Raw genomic sequence first — 16,473 nt, forward strand, 5'->3', positions numbered from 1 at the left:
GTCCCCCTGGTGCGGGCCCTCTCCGTGTCGGTCCTCCTCGGGCGGGCCCTCTCCGTGTCGGTCCTCCTCGGGCGGGTCCGGAGCCTGCCGCTCCTCGTGTGCTGGCCGTGCGCTGGACATGCCCCCATTCTCCCGTCCGCGCGCGCCGTCACCCCGTCGGCCCCGCCCGGCCCCGGGCCGTTCCCCTCCGGCCCTTCGTACCGTGCGCAGCCGCGGGCACGGTCTTACGCTCGGTGCAGTGATCGTCACGGAGGTGCGCACGGCGGCTGGACGGTGGCCGGGCGCCCCCGGACCGTCCGCCGCGCCCCGCGCTGCCGCCCCGTAAACGCCCGGAGACCGAAAGGCACCACCATGCCGGAGCTGTTCATCGGCGGTCAGTGGACCGCAGCGGCCGACGGGCAGGTGCGGGAGATCCGCTGTCCGGCGGACGGCACGCTGGTCGCGACCGTCGACGAGGGCGGGCCGAAGGACGTCGCGGCGGCGATCACCGCGGCCCGTACCGCCTTCGACGACGGCCCCTGGCCGCGCACACCGGCGGCCGAGCGCGGCCGGCTGGTGCTGCGCGTCGCCGAACTGCTGGTGCGCGACAAGGACGCGCTGGCCAGGGCGGAATCGCTGGACACCGGCAAGCGGCTGGTGGAGAGCGAGTACGACATGGACGACATCGCCAACTGCTTCCGCTACTTCGGCAACCTCACCGCGGCCGGCGGCACCGACCGGGTGGTGGACACCGGGATCGCGGAGACCGACAGCACGGTGCGGCACGAGCCGGTCGGGGTGTGCGCGCTGATCACCCCGTGGAACTATCCGCTGCTGCAGACCGCGTGGAAGGTCGCGCCCGCGGTGGCCGCCGGCAACACCTTCGTGCTGAAGCCCAGCGAACTCACCCCGCACACCGCCATCCACCTGATGCGGCTGCTGGACGAGGCCGGGCTGCCGGCCGGTGCCGGCAACCTGGTGCTGGGCACCGGCCCGGTGGTGGGCGCGCCCCTGACCGAGGACCCGCGGGTGGACATGGTGTCGTTCACCGGTGGGCTGCTCACCGGGCGGCGGATCATGGCCGCGGCGGCGCCGACGGTGAAGAAGATCGCCCTGGAGCTGGGCGGGAAGAACCCGAACATCGTCTTCGCGGACGCGGACTTCGACACCGCGGTCGACTACGCCCTGACGGCGGTCTTCCTGCACTCCGGACAGGTCTGCTCGGCGGGCGCCCGGCTGCTGGTGCAGGACAGCCTGCACGACGCGTTCGTGGACGAGTTGGTCTCGCGCGCCCAACGGATCCGGTTGGGCGGGCCGTTCGACGAGCACGCCCGCACCGGCCCGCTGATCTCGGCCGCGCACCGCGCCAAGGTCGAGGCGTACGTGGCCGCCGGGCTCGACGAGGGCGCGGTGCTGCTGTGCGGCGGCTCGGCGCCGGACGACCCGTCGCTGGCGAACGGCTACTACTACCTGCCGACGGTGCTGGACGAGTGCACCCCGGACATGTCGGTGATCCGCGACGAGTCGTTCGGGCCGGTGCTGACCGTCGAGCGGTTCCGCGACGAGGACGAGGCGGTCTCGCTCGCCAACGACACGGTCTACGGCCTGGCGGGGGCGGTGTGGACGAGCGACGGCGAGCGGGCGCACCGGGTCGCCGCGCGGCTGCGGGCCGGAACGGTCTGGATCAACGACTTCCACCCGTACGTGCCGCAGGCGGAGTGGGGCGGGATGAAGCAGTCGGGCGTGGGCCGGGAGCTGGGGCCGGCGGGGCTGGCGGAGTACCAGGAGGCCAAGCACGTCTGGCGCAATACCGCGCCGCGGCCGCAGAGGTGGTTCGAGTGACCGGGCCCGGCCCGTCCCGCCCGGAGCCGGGGAACGGCCCTGCGCACGGGGAGGGCCATGAGCACGACGACGCCTCGCTCGCCGAACTCGGCTACAAACCGGAACTCAAGCGCACCCTGGGCAACTTCCACACCTTCGCCGCCGGGATCAGCTACATCTCCATCCTGACCGGCACCTTCCAGCTGTTCTACTTCGGCGTCGCGCACGGCGGCCCGGCCTACTGGTGGTCCTGGCCGATGGTGTTCGCCGGCCAGCTGATGGTGGCGCTGTGCTTCTGCGAGCTGGCCGCCCGGTACCCGGTGGCCGGTTCGATCTACAACTGGGCCAAGAAGCTGGGCGGTCCGCACATCGGCTGGCTCGGCGGCTGGCTGATGCTGACCGCGTCGATGGTGTCACTGTCCGCGGTGGCGCTGGCCTACCAGATCACGCTGCCGCAGATCTCGTCGTGGTTCCAGTTCGTCGGCGACGGCACCGGGAAGTCCGCGGCCGCCAACGCCGTCCTGCTCGGCACCGTACTCGTCGCCTTCACCACTCTCGTCAACGCCTTCGGCGTGAAGCTGATGGCCCGGATCAACTCCGCGGGGGTGGCGATCGAGCTGATCGCCGCGATCGTCCTGGTCCTGCTGCTCGCCGCGCACGTCACCCGCGGGCCGAGCGCGGTCACCGACACCTTCGGCCTGGGCCAGGGCGAGACCCTCGGCTACTTCGGTGCGTTCCTGACCGCGTCCCTGGCCTCGGCGTACGTCATGTACGGCTTCGACACCGCCTCGTCGCTCGGCGAGGAGACCAAGGACCCCGGCCGCAACGCCCCGCGCGCGATCCTGCGGGCCCTGATCGCGTCCTTCCTGATCGGCGGGCTGATCCTGCTCTTCGCCCTGCTGTCGGTACCGGACCTGCACGCCAAGGAGCTGTCGGTGGACGGCCTCCAGTACGTCGTGCTGGCCACCCTCGGCTCGACGATCGGGCAGATCGTGCTGTGGTGCGTGGTCATCGCGATCACGGTGTGCGAGCTGGCGGTGCACACCGCGGGCATCCGGCTGGCGTTCGCCATGGCCCGGGACAACAACCTGCCGGCCGCTTCGCTGCTGGCCAAGGTCAGCCCGCGGTTCCAGACGCCGGTGCTGCCCGCGATCATCATCGGCCTGGTGGCGGTCGGCATCCTGTTCCTCAACGTCAACCAGCCGCAGATCTTCTCGGTGATCACCAGCATCGCGATCATCATGATCTACCTGGCGTACCTGTCGGTGACGCTGCCGATGCTGGTGCAGCGGCTGCGCGGCAACTGGGCCCCGCTCAAGGGCAAGTTCTCACTGGGCAGATTCGGGCTCCCCGTCAACGTCCTGGCGGTGCTGTGGGGTGCGGGCATGTCCCTCAACCTCGCCTGGCCGCGCGCCGCGGTCTACAACGCGACCGGCCCGGAGCACTGGTACCTGCGCTGGGGCGCGTTCCTGTTCATCGGCGTCGTCGCGCTGGGCGGCTTCGCCTACTACTGGTTCGTCCAGCGCAAGAAGACCGGTGTGCTGGCCATGCACGCCGCCGAGCTCCCCGACGACACCCTGCCGGGCGGCCCGGGCACCCCCTCCTCCCCCTCCCCCTGACTGGAGACGGCCCGATGTCCCAAGAGATCCCTGCGGACGAGTTCGACTACGTCGTGGTCGGTGGCGGCACGGCCGGCGCGGTCGTGGCGGCCCGGCTCAGCGAGGACCCCGCGGTCACCGTGTGCCTGCTGGAGGCCGGCCCGAGCGACGTCGACGACGACAACATCCTGCGGCTGGACCGCTGGATGGGTCTGCTGGAGTCCGGCTACGACTGGGACTATCCGGTCGAGCCGCAGGAGAACGGCAACAGCTTCATGCGGCACGCCCGCGCCAAGGTGCTGGGCGGCTGCTCCTCGCACAACTCCTGCATCGCCTTCTGGGCGCCCGCCGAGGACCTCGACGAGTGGGCCGTGCTGGGGTGCGCGGGCTGGCACTCCCGGGACACCTTCCCGCTCTTCACGCGCCTGGAGAGCAATGACGCACCCGGCGACCACCACGGCCGCACCGGCCCGGTCACCCTGCGCACCGTCCCGCCGCGCGACCCCTGCGGGGTGGCCCTGCTGGAGGCGTGCGCGGCGTCCGGCATCCCCACCACCCCGTTCAACACCGGACAGACCGTCGTCCGCGGCGCCAACTGGTTCCAGATCAACTGCCGCCCCGACGGCACCCGGGCGTCCTCTTCGGTGTCCTACCTGCACCCCGTCATGGGCACCCGCCGCAACCTGGACGTCCGCACCGGGCTCCAGGCCAAGCGGCTGACCTTCGACCCGGACCGCCGCTGCACCGGCGTGGACTACCTGGCCCCGGACCTGATCCGCACCCACGGCGTACGCGCCCGCCGCGAGGTCATCGTCTCCTGCGGCGCCATCGACACCCCGAAGCTGCTGATGCTCTCCGGCATCGGCCCGGCCGACCACCTCCGCGACGTCGGGGTCGACGTGCTGCTCGACTGCCCCGGTGTCGGTGCGAACCTCCAGGACCACCCGGAGGGCGTGATCATGTGGGAGGCCAAGCAGCCGATGGTCACCTCGTCGACGCAGTGGTGGGAGATCGGCATCTTCGTCGACACCGAGCCGGGCCTGGACCGCCCGGACCTGATGTTCCACTACGGCTCGGTGCCGTTCGACCTGAACACCTACCGGCGCGGCTACCCCACCTCGGAGAACGCCTTCTGCCTCACCCCGAACGTCACCCGCGCCCGCTCGCTGGGCACCGTGCGCCTGCGCACCCGGGACTTCCGCGACAAGCCGAGGGTCGATCCGCGCTACTTCACCCACGAGCACGACGTCCGGGTGATGCTGCACGGCCTGCGGCTGGCCCGCGAGATCGTCGCCCAGGCCCCGATGGCCGACTGGGCCGGCCCGGAGCTCGCACCGGGCCCCTCCGCGCAGTCCGACGACGAGCTGCTGGACTACATCCGCGCCACCCACAACACCGTCTACCACCCCGCCTGCACGGTCCACATGGGCGCCCCCGACGACCCGGCCGCCCCGCTCGACCCGGAGCTACAGGTCAAGGGCGTCACCGGTCTGCGCGTGGCCGACGGCTCGGCCATGCCGTTCCTGCCGGCCGTGAACCCGTGCATCACCACGATGATGATCGGCGAAAAGTGCGCGGACATGATCCGCGCCACATAACCCCGCCCCGCGCGCGACACCCGGATCGGTATCCGCCCCACCCCCGTTCCCCGCCCCCGTTCCCCGTTCCCGAATCCCCTGCGCGCGCACATCAAAGACCTACGAGGTGGGCTCCCTTCGCCGGCATTGTCCGGATCAGGTGCTTGGGGGTCGCCGTCCGGTCCGCATGACCTTTCAGCCTCTCAGCCCGACCTTCACTCACGTCCTCGGCGAGAACCGAAGTCCTCGTTGCGAGGTCCGCTCCAATCGGACTCCCTCGCTCGCCCCGTAGGCCGGTCTTCAGGATACTCCCGACGAAAGGTGATGGAATAGGCCTGGAGTGGCTTTTTCAGATAATTTCCGACATCTGCCGCACTTGCCTCTCGGCTACCCCTCGACCGCCCCTCGACGCAGCCCCCGCGCCCGCCCCGGACATGCAGAAAACCCCTGGTCAACCAGGGGTTTCCAGGGGTTCTCAGTGGTGTCCGAGGGGGGACTTGAACCCCCACGCCCGATAAAGGGCACTAGCACCTCAAGCTAGCGCGTCTGCCATTCCGCCACCCGGACTAGGTGTGATCTTCGCGGGGCGTTTCCCGCGGCGACGTGGACAACCATACCAAGGTTTCGGAGTGGCTTTCACCTGCGGATCCGCGGGGCACGGACAGCTCCCCACGTACCCGCCCGTCCCACCGTCGGCGCCGCGCGCCGCTACCCGCCCTGCGGCGCCCCGCACGCACCTGACCGTCCCGCCGCGGGGCTTGTTCGCCGGGTCAGGCCTTGTCGTGGTTCTGTTTGGCGATGGCCTTATGGTGGCGGACCACTTCGTCGATGATGAAGTTGAGGAACTTCTCCGCGAACGCGGGGTCCAGCCGGGCGTCCTCGGCCAGGCGGCGCAGGCGCTCGATCTGTGCCGCCTCGCGGGCCGGGTCGGCGGGCGGCAGGCTGTGCCGGGCCTTGAGTTCGCCGACCTGCTGGGTGCACTTGAAGCGCTCGGCGAGCAGGTGCACCAGCGCCGCGTCGAGGTTGTCGATGCTGCTGCGCAGGTAGAGCAGTCGCTCACGGGCCGCCTGGTCGGCGACGGCGGCCGCTTCGCCGACCGCCGGTGTGCCTTCGCTCATGTGCTTCTCGCCATCCGTGGTCGCTCTGGAGCGTTGCTCGCTACTTCACCGGTGATCGCATGCACATTACCCGGCCGGCGGGCGTCGGCCGGGCCCGATCTCGCGGATCGGAACACCTCGGACCGTGGCCGGTCCGCGTCAGTCGCCGTCCGCCGTCGGCGCGTTGACCGGGCGGCCCCGCAGCGCGCGGGGCGTGGCCGGGCCGGGCAGTGCCTCGCTGCCGCGTGCCCGTCGTACGTGCAGGACAATGAGGTCGTGAGGAGCTTGGGCCACCAGCACATACGGAACCGGGACTGAGGGCGGCATGGGACGAGTCACGGAGCGACGCAAGGTCATCCGCATCCGGGAGGGGGCGGTGTCCACCCGTCCGGACACGCTCGTCGCCGAGGAGCCCCTGGAGATCCGGCTGAACGGAAAGCCGCTGGCGATCACCATGCGCACTCCGGGCGACGATTTCGCGCTGGCGGCCGGGTTCCTGGTCAGCGAGGGGGTGCTGGGCGGCGCCGGCGATCTGCAGAACATCCTGTACTGCGCGGGGGCGACGGCGGAGGGAGTCAACACGTACAACGTGGTGGACGTGAAGACCGCGCCGGGCGTGACGGTCCCCGACATCACCCTTGAGCGGAACGTCTACACGACCTCCTCCTGCGGATTGTGCGGCAAGGCGAGCCTCGACGCGGTGCGGACGACGGCCCGCTGGCCGATCGACGACACCCCGCCGCTGCGGCTGGCACCCGAGCTGCTGGCCGAACTCCCGGACCGGCTGCGGGCGGCCCAGCGGGTCTTCGAGCGGACCGGGGGACTGCACGCCGCGGCCCTGTTCACCGAGGACGGCGAACTGCTCGACATACGGGAGGACGTGGGGCGGCACAACGCCGTCGACAAGCTGATCGGCCGCGCCCTGCGGAACGGGCAACTGCCGCTCTCCCGGACGGTTCTGCTGGTTTCGGGCCGGGCGTCGTTCGAGCTGGCGCAGAAGGCCGTGACGGCGGGGATTCCGGTGCTGGCGGCGGTCTCGGCGCCCTCGTCGCTGGCCGTGGACCTGGCGGCGGAGACGGGTCTGACCCTGGTGGGCTTCCTGCGGGGTGCGTCCATGAACGTGTACGCGGGTGAGCATCGCCTCGCCCTGCCCGCGACGGCCGCCACGGGCTGAGCGGACGGGAGCGCGTCCGGCGGCCGCCGCGCAGTGCCCCGGTGCCGGCGGCCGGGGCGGGGCGGTCACTGTTCCGGGAGGGCGATCCGGGTGAGCAGGGTGATCAGCTGGGCGCGTTCGTCGGGGGTGAGGGCCGCGGTGAGTTCCGCGTTGGCCTGATCGCCGAGTTGCTGGGTGCGGCGGAGCCGCTGCTTGCCGGCGGTGGAGATCTCGACGGCGTTCTTGCGCCGGTCCGTGGGGTCGGGGGTGCGGGTGACCAGTCCGTCCTTCTGGAGGTCGTTGACCAGCGCGACCATGTCCTTGGGGTCGATGCCGACCGTTCGGCCGAGTTCCGCCTGGGAGACCGGGCCGAGTTCGTCGACCGCCGCGAGGACGGCATGGTGCATCATCCGCATGCCCTCGGTGGCGAGGGCGTCGGCGACCAGGCGGTGGCCGCGGGCCGCGGCACGGCCCAGCAGCCAGCTGGGGAGGGCGCGGATGCGGCTCGGGGCGTAGGCGGCGTTGTCGGACATGGGACCACCGTAGCGAATTCCGTGGGGAAGCCCAACGAAAAACCGTTGGCAGCCCCTACGGTTTGTGGTTATCGTTGGGGAACCCAATGAAACCGGCCGACACCGTGGGCCGACTCTTCCCGGAGGTGCCGGCCCATGCGCCGAGTCCGATTCCATGCCTACGGCGGTCCCGAGGTCCTGCGCGTCGAGGAGGCCGAGGCCCCGGTGCCCGGCCCCGGTGAACTCCTGGTGCGCACCGAGGCGATCGGCGTCACGCTGCCGTGCGTGCGGCGGGTGCGCGGCGACGGCGAAGGGGGCGGCGATCCGCTTCCCTCGATGCCCGGCGGGGAGATCGCCGGCGAGGTCGTCGCGCTCGGGCCGGACGTCACCGGCTTCGCCGTGGGCGACCGCGTCACCTCGCTCACCCTCACCGGCTCGTACACCGAACTCGCCCTGGCGCCCGCCTTCCTGGCGAGCCGGATACCGGACGGGGCGAGTGCGGTGGACGCGGTGGCGCTGGTGCGCAGCGGGCATGTCGCACTCGCCGCGCTCAGCACCGCGAACCCGCAGGGCGCGGAGTCGGTGCTGATCACCGGCGCGGCCAGCGGCACCGGGCACCTCGCCGTCCAACTGGCCAAGTTGCAGGGGGTGCCGCGGGTGGTGGCCGCGGTCGGCTCGGCCGCCAAGGCGGAGTTCCTGTACGACCTGGGCGCCGACGAGGTGGTGACGTACGACCAGGAGTCCTGGGGCGAGCCGGTCGACGTGGTGCTGGACGGGGTGGGCGGCGAGGTGCTGCCGAGGGCGCTGGCCGCGGTGGCCGAGGGCGGCCGGCTGGTGTTCTTCAACTCCGGTGGCGGGACCGTCCCGGCGTACGAGCTGCTGGCCGGCTCCAAGACCGTCATCGGGCTGACCATGCGCCGGTTCACCACCGTCCACCGGGAGCGGTACGAAGCCCACCGCGAGCAGCTGTGGGAACTGGCCGGTTCCGGGCGGCTGCGGGTCGCGGTCCATGCCGAACTCCCGCTGGCGGAGGCGGCGAAGGCGCACGAGATCATCGAGGGCCGGGCCAACCTCGGCAAGGTCGTGCTGCGGCCGTGAGGCCCGGCGCTGCGACCGTGAGGCCCGGCGACCGGCTACGGCCGTGGGGCGCGGCGACCGGCTACGGCCGTGGGGCGCGGCGACCGGCTACGGCCGTGGGGCGCGGCGACCGGCTACGGCCGTGGGGCGCGGCGACCGGCCGGCGGCAACAGGCGGGGTGTGGCGGCCGGGAGAGTGAATTCCGGGTGGCGGGCGGAGAACCGTCGCACGCTCCTTGTCGCGGTCCGCACGCGGCAGTAGCTTCCGTCAGGGATGCACATAGGACGTGGGATGTCCTGATGACCCGACCGCCGATCCCTCGAAGGGCAGGCCGGACCATGACGTCAGTTCTCCGCGCACACCCCAGCCCCCGCCGCAGATCCAGGCGCCGCCGCGCCGCGCTTCTGCTCTCCGCGCTGACCGCCGCAGCCCTGACCCTCCTGCCGACCTCGCCGGCCCGGGCCTTACCCGGTACCGCGTCGGGCGGTCCCGGTGCCGTCGTGGCAGCGCCGCCGGCCGGTGGTTTCGAGCAGCAGGTCCTCTTCAAGGCCGCCCAGGAACAGGGCTACTTCTGCTTCCGGATACCGGCCGTGGTCGAGTCCACCCGCGGCACCCTGCTCGCCTTCGCCGAGGGCCGGCGGCACGACTGCGGCGACTCCGGCGACATCGACCTGGTTCTCAAACGCTCCGTCGACGGCGGCCGCACCTGGGGTCCGCTCCAGGTCGTCAACCGCGGCGGCGGTGACACCCACGGCAATCCGGCGCCCATCGTGGACCGCCGTACCGGCCGCATCGTCCTCGCCGAGACGTACAACAAGGGACGCACCGACGGCCTCAGCTGCGACGTGCCCTGCGACCGCACCCCGCACCTCCAGTACAGCGACGACGACGGCGCCACCTGGTCCGCGCCCCGTGATCTGACGTCCGACGTCCGGCCTGCGCAGTGGAATTCCTGGTACGCCACCGGGCCGGTGCACGGCATCCAGCTCACCCGGGGACGGCACGCGGGCCGGCTGGTCTTCGGCATCAACGCCGAGAGCTACGCGGGGAACCGGGTCACCGCCAACCACGCCGCCCTGGTCCACAGCGACGACGACGGGGACACCTGGAAGGTCGGCGCGCTCGACACCTGGCCGATCGCCCCGGACGGCACCTTCCGGCAGAAGCCCTCGGAGATGACGCTGCTGGAACGTTCCGACGGCGCGATCTACGTCAATGGCCGCGAGCAGGACGGCACCGACCTGGGACATCGGACGTGGGCGGTCAGCCGGGACGGCGGGGACTCGTTCAGCGCCCCCTTCCGCGCCCTCCCCGACCTCTACACGCCGATGGTGCAGGCCTCCGCGCTGCGCCTGCCGCACTCGTCCGCCGCCGGCGGCCGCAGCCGCACCCTCTTCGCCGCGCCCGCCGACCCCGACCGCCGCCGGACCATGACCCTCCGCTCCTCCTGGGACGAGGGCCGCACCTGGGAGGGCGTCGACCGGGGCGCCCGGGTCACCACCGACTGGTCCGGCTACTCGGACCTGGTCGCCGTCTCCCCGGACGTCACCGGCCTGATGTACGAGGGCGGCCGGGTCGACGCCCGGGACGAGATCCGCTTCGTCCGCTTCACCGAGGAGTGGCTCGGCCCGCGCCGCGGCCCCGACCCCACGACCCGCGACACCGCCCCCGGTGCCCGGCCCGCGCTCGTCCTCGGGGGGCCGCGGCGCACCGACGGCCGGTTCGGCGCGGCGCTCGACTTCGACGGCGAGGACGACGCCGTACGCCTCCCGTTCCGCACCTCGCTCCCGCTGGGCGGGCACGACTTCACCTGCAGTCTGTGGTTCCGCTACGAGGCCGGGACCGGGGAGCAGCCGCTGCTGTGGATGGGCGGTGTGGGCGCCAGGGCGCCCCAGGTCGCGCTGGAGGGCGATCCGGTGAACGGCAGGATCGTCGCCCGGCTCACCGCCGTCGACGGGGCCCGACCCGCGGCGACCGCCCAGGCCGTCACCAACGGCGCCTACAACGACGGCGCCTGGCACCATCTGGCGCTGCGCCGCACCGAGGGCCGGCTGCTGCTCACCGTCGACGGCACCGAGACCACCGTCGTCCCCGATGTCCCGGGGACCGTCAGCCGCGGTTCGGTCTTCGGTGTCCACCTCGGCCAGAGGCCGGACGCCCGCGCGCAGTTCACCGGCGCGCTGGACGAGGTGCGGGTCTACCGCCGGGCGCTGACCGACGCGGAGCTGTCCGGCGTCCGCGAGGACGACGCCTCGGTGAGCGCGCCACTGGTGCTGGGACTGTCGTTGGACCGGGTGCGCGGGCCGGGCAGGTGACTCCCGTCGCCGGCCGCCGCGGCGGGGTCGTCGCCCTCCCGCCGCGGCTCCGGTTGCGCGTCCGCGCCCCACCGCCGGGCCAGCACCGCACACACCATCAGCTGCATCTGGTGGAAGAGCATCAGCGGCAGCACCGCCGGACCGGCCTGCGCGCCGAACAGGACGCTGGCCATCGGCAGCCCGGCGGCCAGGCTCTTCTTGGACCCGGCGAAGGTGATCGCGATCCGGTCCGCCCGGCCGAAGCCGAGCCGGCGCGCGCCGTACGACGTCCCGGTCAGCATCACCGCGAGCAGTACGGCCTCCACGCCGAGCAGGCACAGCAGCCGCAGTGGCGAGACCTGGTGCCAGATGCCCTGGACCATCCCGGTGCTGAAGGCGCTGTGGACGACGAGGAGTATCGAGCCGCGGTCCACGTATCCGAGGGCCTTCTTGTGGCGGGTGAGGAGCGGCCCGATCCAGCGGCGCAGCGATTGCCCGGCCAGGAACGGGAGCAGCAGCTGGCAGACGATCGAGACCAGCGAGCCGGCCGAGAACCCACCGCCGTTCCCGTGCAGCACCAGCCCGGCGAGCAGCGGGGTGACGACGATGCCGACGAGGCTGGAGAAGGAGCCGGCGCAGATCGCGGCCGCGACGTTGCCGCGGGCGAGGGAGGTGAAGGCGATCGACGACTGGACCGTCGAGGGCACCAGGCACAGGAACAGCAGCCCGGTGTAGAGGGTGGGCGGCAGGACGTACGGGACGAGCCCGCGGGCGGCCAGGCCGAGCACCGGGAAGACCGCGAAGGTGCAGGCCAGGACGGTCAGGTGGAGCCGCCAGTGGCGCAGTCCGGCCATCGCCTCACGGGTGGAGAGCCGGGCGCCGTAGAGGAAGAAGAGCAGGGCGACGGCTCCGGTGGAGGCGCCGTGGGCGACCGTGGCGGCCGGTCCGCGGGCGGGCAGCAGCGCGGCCAGGGCGACGGTGCCGACCAGCGCCAGGAGGTAACCGTCCACGGGCAGCCAGGAGGGCGGCTTGGGCAAGGGGTGGCGCATGGTTTCTCTTCGGGGCGGGGCGGGGCGTGGACGGGGTCCCTCCAGGGTGCCGGGCGGCGCGGCGATCGGGAAGCCCTCTTACCGTGGTCACTGTCATCATGGAGGGCGATGACCTCGCTCGGCGGCGATGTCCGTCCTCCTGATCGTCGGGCGATGGCCGCCCCGCGCCCCCTGGAGGTGTCATGTTCGAGCCCGTGCAGCTGCGCACCTTCCTGGCCGTGGCGCAGACGCTGAGCTTCACGCAGGCCGCGCAGCGGCTCGGGCTGCGGCAGTCCACCGTGAGCCAGCACGTGCGGAAGCTGGAGGAGGCGGCCGGGCGGCGGCTGTTCGTCCGGGACACCCATGGCGTGGAGCCGACCGAGGACGGTGAGGCGATGCTCGGTTTCGCCCGCACGATCCTGGAGGCGAACGAGCGGGCCGCGAGCTTCTTCGCGGGGACCCGGCTGCGCGGCCGGCTGCGGTTCGGGGCGTCGGAGGACTTCGTGCTGACCAGGTTGCCGGAGGTCCTCGAAGGGTTCCGGCGGGACCATCCGGAGGTCGATCTGGAGTTGACCGTGGAGCTGTCGGGCACGCTGCACGAGCTGCTGGCGGCCGGGCGGCTGGACCTCGTGCTCGCCAAGCGGCGCCCGGAGGAGACCGGCGGCCGGCTGGTGTGGCGCGACCGGCTGGTGTGGGTGGGCGCCGAGCGGCTGCGGCTGGATCCGCAGCGGCCGGTCCCGCTGGTGCTGTTCCCGCCGCCCGCGGTGACCCGGGCCCGGGCACTGGAGGCGCTGGAGCGGCAGGGCCGGGAGTGGCGGATCGCCTGCACCAGCGGAAGCCTGAACGGGCTGATCGCCGCAACCCGGGCAGGTCTGGGCGTTATGGCGCATACCAAGGGCATGATTCCGCCAGGCCTGGTCCAGATTCCGCCACGTGCCGGCCTGCCGGAACTGGGCGGCGTGGATTTCGCTCTTCTCCATGGGCGACGCACTCGTGCGGCCCGGGGCCCGGCGGAGGCCCTGGCCGAGGCGATCCTGGCGGGCGGCGACCGGCTGCAGCTCCCGTAGCGGTGTGAGACGTTCCGCGAACGGAGCGTGTGATCCGGCGCCAGGTGCAGAGATTTGGTGCAGATATGGTCCCGGCGTCGTGATCGTCCGGCGTTGAACAGCCCGGATCCTGTCCCTGCTTCTCCGAAGTCATCCGTTTTCTCCTCTTGGCGCGTTCCCGCGGGGACGCCTTCTCGCCGTGGCAGGCACCTGCCGGATCTCTCCCCCGTGGGGTACGGTCGCGGCCTTGTGAGCAACACCACGAGGAGCTAGGTCATTGCGCGAGTTCACCGTCCCCCCTCTGGCGACCGCGCCCCGGGTCGGCGGGCTGGCAGATGCCGTGTACGACAACGCCGAGGCTGATCCCCGACGCGTCGCGCTGGCCCGCAAGGACGCCGCGGGGAACTGGCAGGACGTCACCGCCGCCCAGTTCCGGGACGAGGTGATCGCGCTGGCCAAGGGACTGCTCGCGCAGGGCGTCCGGTTCGGCGACCGGGTCGGCATCATGTCCCGTACGCGCTATGAGTGGACCCTGTTCGACTTCGCGCTGTGGTCGATCGGTGTCCAGTCGGTGCCGCTGTACCCGACGTCCTCCGCCGAGCAGGTCTTCTGGATGCTGCACAACGCGGGCGCCTCGGCCTGCCTGGTGGAGCACGAGGACCACGCGATGACCGTCGGCTCGGTCATCGACCGGCTTCCGCACCTGCGCAAGCTGTGGCAGCTGGACGCGGACCCGGTGGCCGAACTGACCGCGGCCGGTGCGCACATCGACGACGACGTGGTCCACCGCCACCGGATGGCGGTCACCCCCGAGGCCACCGCGACGATCATCTACACCTCGGGCACCACCGGCCGGCCCAAGGGCTGTGTGATCACCCACGCCAACTTCATGGCCGAGTCCGACAACATCGTCATGCGCTACGAGACGGTCTTCACCTCGAAGCCGAACGACGAGGCGGCGACCCTGCTGTTCCTGCCGCTGGCGCACGTCTTCGGGCGGATGGTGCAGGTCGCCGCGGTCCGCGGCCGGGTCAAGCTGGGCCACCAGCCCGAGCTGGCGGCCCGGGCGCTCCTGCCCGACCTGCAGACCTTCCAGCCGACGTTCATCCTGGCGGTGCCGTACATCTTCGAGAAGGTCTTCGCCGCGGCCCGGCGGAAGGCCGAGGCGGAGGGCAAGGTCGGGCCGTTCGACAAGGCCGTGGAGATCGCGGTCCGGTACGCCGAGGCGCAGGAGAACAAGGCGTTCGGCACCGGCTCGGGCCCCAGCGCCTCCCTGCGGATGCAGCACCAGCTCTTCGACAAGCTGGTGTACAGCAAGGTCCGGACGGCGATGGGCGGCCGGGTGCGGCACGCGATGTCCGGCGGCTCGGCGATGGGGCGCCGGCTGGGACTGTTCTTCGCGGGCGCCGGGGTGCGGATCTTCGAGGGCTACGGCCTGACCGAGAGCACCGCGGCGGCCACCGCCAACCCGCCCGAGCGCACCCGCTTCGGCACCGTCGGCACACCCGTCCCCGGCACCACCGTGCACATCGCGGAGGACGGCGAGATCTGGCTGTACGGCGGGCAGGTCTTCCAGGGCTACCACAACGACCCCAAGGCGACCGACGCGGTGCTGCACGACGGCTGGTTCGCCACCGGTGACCTGGGGGCCCTCGACGAGGACGGCTATCTGACGATCACCGGCCGGAAGAAGGAGGTGCTGGTCACCTCCGGTGGCAAGACGGTCTCGCCGGTGTCCCTGGAGGAGCGGGTGCGGGCGCATCCGCTGGTCGCCCAGTGCATCGTGGTCGGCAACGACCGGCCGTTCATCGCCGCGCTGGTCACCCTCGACCCGGAGGCCGTCGCGCACTGGCTGGCCATGCGCGGCAAGCCGGAGATGCCGCCGTCGGACCTGGTGCGCGACCCGGACCTGGAGACCGAGGTCCGGCGCGCCGTGGTGGCCGCCAACACGCTGGTCTCGCAGGCCGAGTCGATCCGTACGTTCCGGATACTGGCCCACCAGTTCACCGAGGAGCACGGGCTGCTGACGCCGTCGCTGAAGCTCAAGCGCAAGGCGATCGAGACGGCGTACTCGGTGGAGGTGGACGCGCTGTACAAGGCGTGAGGCGCCGCGGGCCGGGTCTCCCACCGGCCCGGGGCGGGGGCCCACGGCCGGCCCGCGGGCGGGGGCCTCCGACCGGCCCGGGGACGGCCTTTCCGTGCGGCTCCCCCGTGCGGCGGAGCCGGATCGGTCCCCGGCACGACGGCCCGGCGCCGGCGGCGCAGCAGACTCCGCTGCATGGACTCTCGCCGTCTCACCCTGCTCGGCCGGACAGCGGTCGTCGCCTGCCTGCCCTATCTGGCGCTCAAGCTGCTGTGGGTGCTGGGCTTCGACGTCGGTGTGGTCGACACCCATCGCATCGGCCGCACCGCCTGGTTCGCGGCCAATCTGTTCACCTTCCTGCTCGACGCGATCGCGGCGGCGGTGGCGCACACGCTGACCCGCCCGGGCGGCCGGCGCGCCCCCGCCTGGCTGCTGGCCTTCCCCCTGTGGATGGCCTCCGGGCTGCTGGTGCCCCTGATGACGGGCCTGGTGGGCGGCAGCGTCGCCGGTCTCCTGACGGGCCGGCCCAACCCGATCGCGGCCGGTGACTTCCTCGCACCCTGGGTCTTCGGGGTGGTCTACGGCGGCTTCCTCGTGGAGGGCGTCACCCTGCTCGGCGCCTTCGCGGTGTACGCGCACACACGGTGGGGCGGCCTGCTGCGGCGCCCGGTGGGCGCGCTGCCGGACACCGGCAGCCGGGCGCTGCAGCGGATCTTCCTGGTGCCCGCGGCGGTGCTGCTCGCCGTACTGGGCGGGGTGCGGGTGCTGTGGGGTGCGGGCTCGACGTTCGGGGTGCCGGCGGGTGATGCGGCCGCGCGTACGGTGCTGAGCGCCGCGTCGGACTGGTCGCAGGGGCTGCTGTCGCTCGCCGGTGCGGCCGGGCTGCTGGTCCTGGTCCTCCCGGGGCTCCTGCCGCGACTGCGGGTACGGGGGCCGCTCGCCCTGGCGTGGACGGGAGTTGCGTCGGCGTTCGCCTGCGGCGGCTGTCTGTGGCTGGGCCGGGCGGTGGCCGACGGCCTCTCCCCCGGTGCGCCGGCGCTCTCCGGCGGGCTGCCCGGCCTGGTGGGTGCGCTGGAGCTGTTCACCGGGCTGGTGGTGCTGTGTGCGGGCGGCTTCACTCTCGGCGAACTCACCGCCGGCGTGCGCGGGAATGCGCCAGGACCGATGATCGTTGAACGTTCCGGAACACGAACGTCGACGTAAGGACC

Annotated in this window: 13 protein-coding genes, 1 tRNA gene and 1 riboswitch; of the genes, 9 read left to right on the forward strand and 5 right to left on the reverse strand. The window is 72.3% G+C overall.

The window, feature by feature from the left end; genetic code table 11:
• The first annotated feature begins 351 nt into the window (after positions 1-351).
• Genes AB0G35_RS17250 through AB0G35_RS17260 form a run of 3 tightly spaced genes read left to right on the forward strand, consistent with a single transcriptional unit; the run spans position 352 to position 4,996 of the window.
• On the forward strand, positions 352-1,821 hold the full coding sequence (locus AB0G35_RS17250) for an aldehyde dehydrogenase family protein (protein WP_360949391.1): 1,470 nt from the start codon (positions 352-354) through the stop codon (positions 1,819-1,821).
• Positions 1,818-3,419, forward strand: a complete 1,602-nt coding sequence (locus AB0G35_RS17255; protein ID WP_360949393.1) for an APC family permease — start codon at positions 1,818-1,820, stop codon at positions 3,417-3,419. Before AB0G35_RS17250 ends, AB0G35_RS17255 begins: the two co-directional genes overlap by 4 nt.
• Before the next feature lie 14 nt (positions 3,420-3,433).
• Positions 3,434-4,996, forward strand: a complete 1,563-nt coding sequence (locus tag AB0G35_RS17260; protein ID WP_360949395.1) for a GMC family oxidoreductase N-terminal domain-containing protein — start codon at positions 3,434-3,436, stop codon at positions 4,994-4,996.
• Between the two features lie 95 nt (positions 4,997-5,091).
• Positions 5,092-5,264, reverse strand: a riboswitch (TPP riboswitch).
• A 190-nt stretch (positions 5,265-5,454) separates the two neighbouring features.
• Here the strand turns inward: AB0G35_RS17260 and AB0G35_RS17265 are convergent.
• From AB0G35_RS17265 to AB0G35_RS17275, 3 genes are all read right to left on the reverse strand, one after another.
• Positions 5,455-5,542 (reverse strand) — tRNA-Leu (locus AB0G35_RS17265).
• Positions 5,543-5,745: 203 nt separating this feature from the next.
• Positions 5,746-6,093, reverse strand: coding sequence for a chorismate mutase (locus AB0G35_RS17270; protein WP_360949397.1), 348 nt, complete (start codon positions 6,091-6,093; stop codon positions 5,746-5,748).
• A gap of 138 nt (positions 6,094-6,231) precedes the next feature.
• A complete protein-coding gene (locus AB0G35_RS17275) occupies positions 6,232-6,399 on the reverse strand; it encodes a hypothetical protein (protein ID WP_360949399.1) in 168 nt (55 codons plus the stop codon).
• Between AB0G35_RS17275 and fdhD the strand changes: the two genes are divergently transcribed.
• Positions 6,398-7,246 carry a formate dehydrogenase accessory sulfurtransferase FdhD gene (gene fdhD, locus AB0G35_RS17280; protein WP_360949401.1) on the forward strand — a complete coding sequence of 283 codons (849 nt, stop codon included), beginning with the start codon at positions 6,398-6,400 and terminating at the stop codon, positions 7,244-7,246. The genes AB0G35_RS17275 and fdhD overlap by 2 nt on opposite strands.
• A gap of 65 nt (positions 7,247-7,311) precedes the next feature.
• On the opposite strand, the gene AB0G35_RS17285 is transcribed toward fdhD, so the two are convergent.
• Positions 7,312-7,758 (reverse strand): MarR family winged helix-turn-helix transcriptional regulator, encoded by a 447-nt coding sequence (locus AB0G35_RS17285; RefSeq protein ID WP_360949403.1) that lies wholly within the window; start codon positions 7,756-7,758, stop codon positions 7,312-7,314.
• 135 nt (positions 7,759-7,893) lie between these two features.
• Between AB0G35_RS17285 and AB0G35_RS17290 the strand changes: the two genes are divergently transcribed.
• The gene (locus AB0G35_RS17290) at positions 7,894-8,835 is read left to right on the forward strand and encodes a zinc-binding dehydrogenase (RefSeq protein ID WP_360949405.1); all 942 of its coding nucleotides are present in this window, start codon (positions 7,894-7,896) and stop codon (positions 8,833-8,835) included.
• 317 nt (positions 8,836-9,152) lie between these two features.
• Positions 9,153-11,129, forward strand: coding sequence for a sialidase family protein (locus AB0G35_RS17295; RefSeq protein WP_360949407.1), 1,977 nt, complete (start codon positions 9,153-9,155; stop codon positions 11,127-11,129).
• Here AB0G35_RS17295 and AB0G35_RS17300 read toward each other — a convergent pair.
• Positions 11,012-12,157, reverse strand: coding sequence for a bile acid:sodium symporter family protein (locus tag AB0G35_RS17300; RefSeq protein ID WP_360949409.1), 1,146 nt, complete (start codon positions 12,155-12,157; stop codon positions 11,012-11,014). The two genes, AB0G35_RS17295 and AB0G35_RS17300, sit on opposite strands and share 118 nt — an antisense overlap.
• A 182-nt stretch (positions 12,158-12,339) precedes the next feature.
• Between AB0G35_RS17300 and AB0G35_RS17305 the strand changes: the two genes are divergently transcribed.
• The 3 genes from AB0G35_RS17305 to AB0G35_RS17315 all read left to right on the forward strand — a co-directional run bounded on the left by AB0G35_RS17305 (position 12,340) and on the right by AB0G35_RS17315 (position 16,468).
• On the forward strand, positions 12,340-13,203 hold the full coding sequence (locus AB0G35_RS17305; protein ID WP_360949411.1) for a LysR family transcriptional regulator: 864 nt from the start codon (positions 12,340-12,342) through the stop codon (positions 13,201-13,203).
• Positions 13,204-13,459: 256 nt separating this feature from the next.
• A complete protein-coding gene (locus AB0G35_RS17310; RefSeq protein ID WP_360949413.1) occupies positions 13,460-15,286 on the forward strand; it encodes an AMP-binding protein in 1,827 nt (608 codons plus the stop codon).
• Positions 15,287-15,460: 174 nt separating this feature from the next.
• Complete coding sequence (locus AB0G35_RS17315) at positions 15,461-16,468, forward strand: hypothetical protein (RefSeq protein ID WP_360949415.1); 1,008 nt, start codon at positions 15,461-15,463, stop codon at positions 16,466-16,468.
• Positions 16,469-16,473: the final 5 nt, after the last annotated feature.

Source organism: Streptomyces sp. NPDC021749 (assembly GCF_040640655.1).
Classification (GTDB): Bacteria; Actinomycetota; Actinomycetes; order Streptomycetales; family Streptomycetaceae; genus Streptomyces.

Excerpts from the sequence above, each read along its gene's own strand:
- fdhD (WP_360949401.1), top strand. The coding sequence starts at position 6,398 with ATGGGACGAGTCACGGAGCGACGCAAGGTCATCCGCATCCGGGAGGGG.
- AB0G35_RS17275 (WP_360949399.1), bottom strand. The coding sequence starts at position 6,399 with ATGCCGCCCTCAGTCCCGGTTCCGTATGTGCTGGTGGCCCAAGCTCCT.
- AB0G35_RS17295 (WP_360949407.1), top strand. The coding sequence starts at position 9,153 with ATGACGTCAGTTCTCCGCGCACACCCCAGCCCCCGCCGCAGATCCAGG.
- AB0G35_RS17285 (WP_360949403.1), bottom strand. The coding sequence starts at position 7,758 with ATGTCCGACAACGCCGCCTACGCCCCGAGCCGCATCCGCGCCCTCCCC.
- AB0G35_RS17300 (WP_360949409.1), bottom strand. The coding sequence starts at position 12,157 with ATGCGCCACCCCTTGCCCAAGCCGCCCTCCTGGCTGCCCGTGGACGGT.
- AB0G35_RS17305 (WP_360949411.1), top strand. The coding sequence starts at position 12,340 with ATGTTCGAGCCCGTGCAGCTGCGCACCTTCCTGGCCGTGGCGCAGACG.
- AB0G35_RS17315 (WP_360949415.1), top strand. The coding sequence starts at position 15,461 with ATGGACTCTCGCCGTCTCACCCTGCTCGGCCGGACAGCGGTCGTCGCC.
- AB0G35_RS17260 (WP_360949395.1), top strand. The coding sequence starts at position 3,434 with ATGTCCCAAGAGATCCCTGCGGACGAGTTCGACTACGTCGTGGTCGGT.
- AB0G35_RS17250 (WP_360949391.1), top strand. The coding sequence starts at position 352 with ATGCCGGAGCTGTTCATCGGCGGTCAGTGGACCGCAGCGGCCGACGGG.
- AB0G35_RS17290 (WP_360949405.1), top strand. The coding sequence starts at position 7,894 with ATGCGCCGAGTCCGATTCCATGCCTACGGCGGTCCCGAGGTCCTGCGC.
- AB0G35_RS17270 (WP_360949397.1), bottom strand. The coding sequence starts at position 6,093 with ATGAGCGAAGGCACACCGGCGGTCGGCGAAGCGGCCGCCGTCGCCGAC.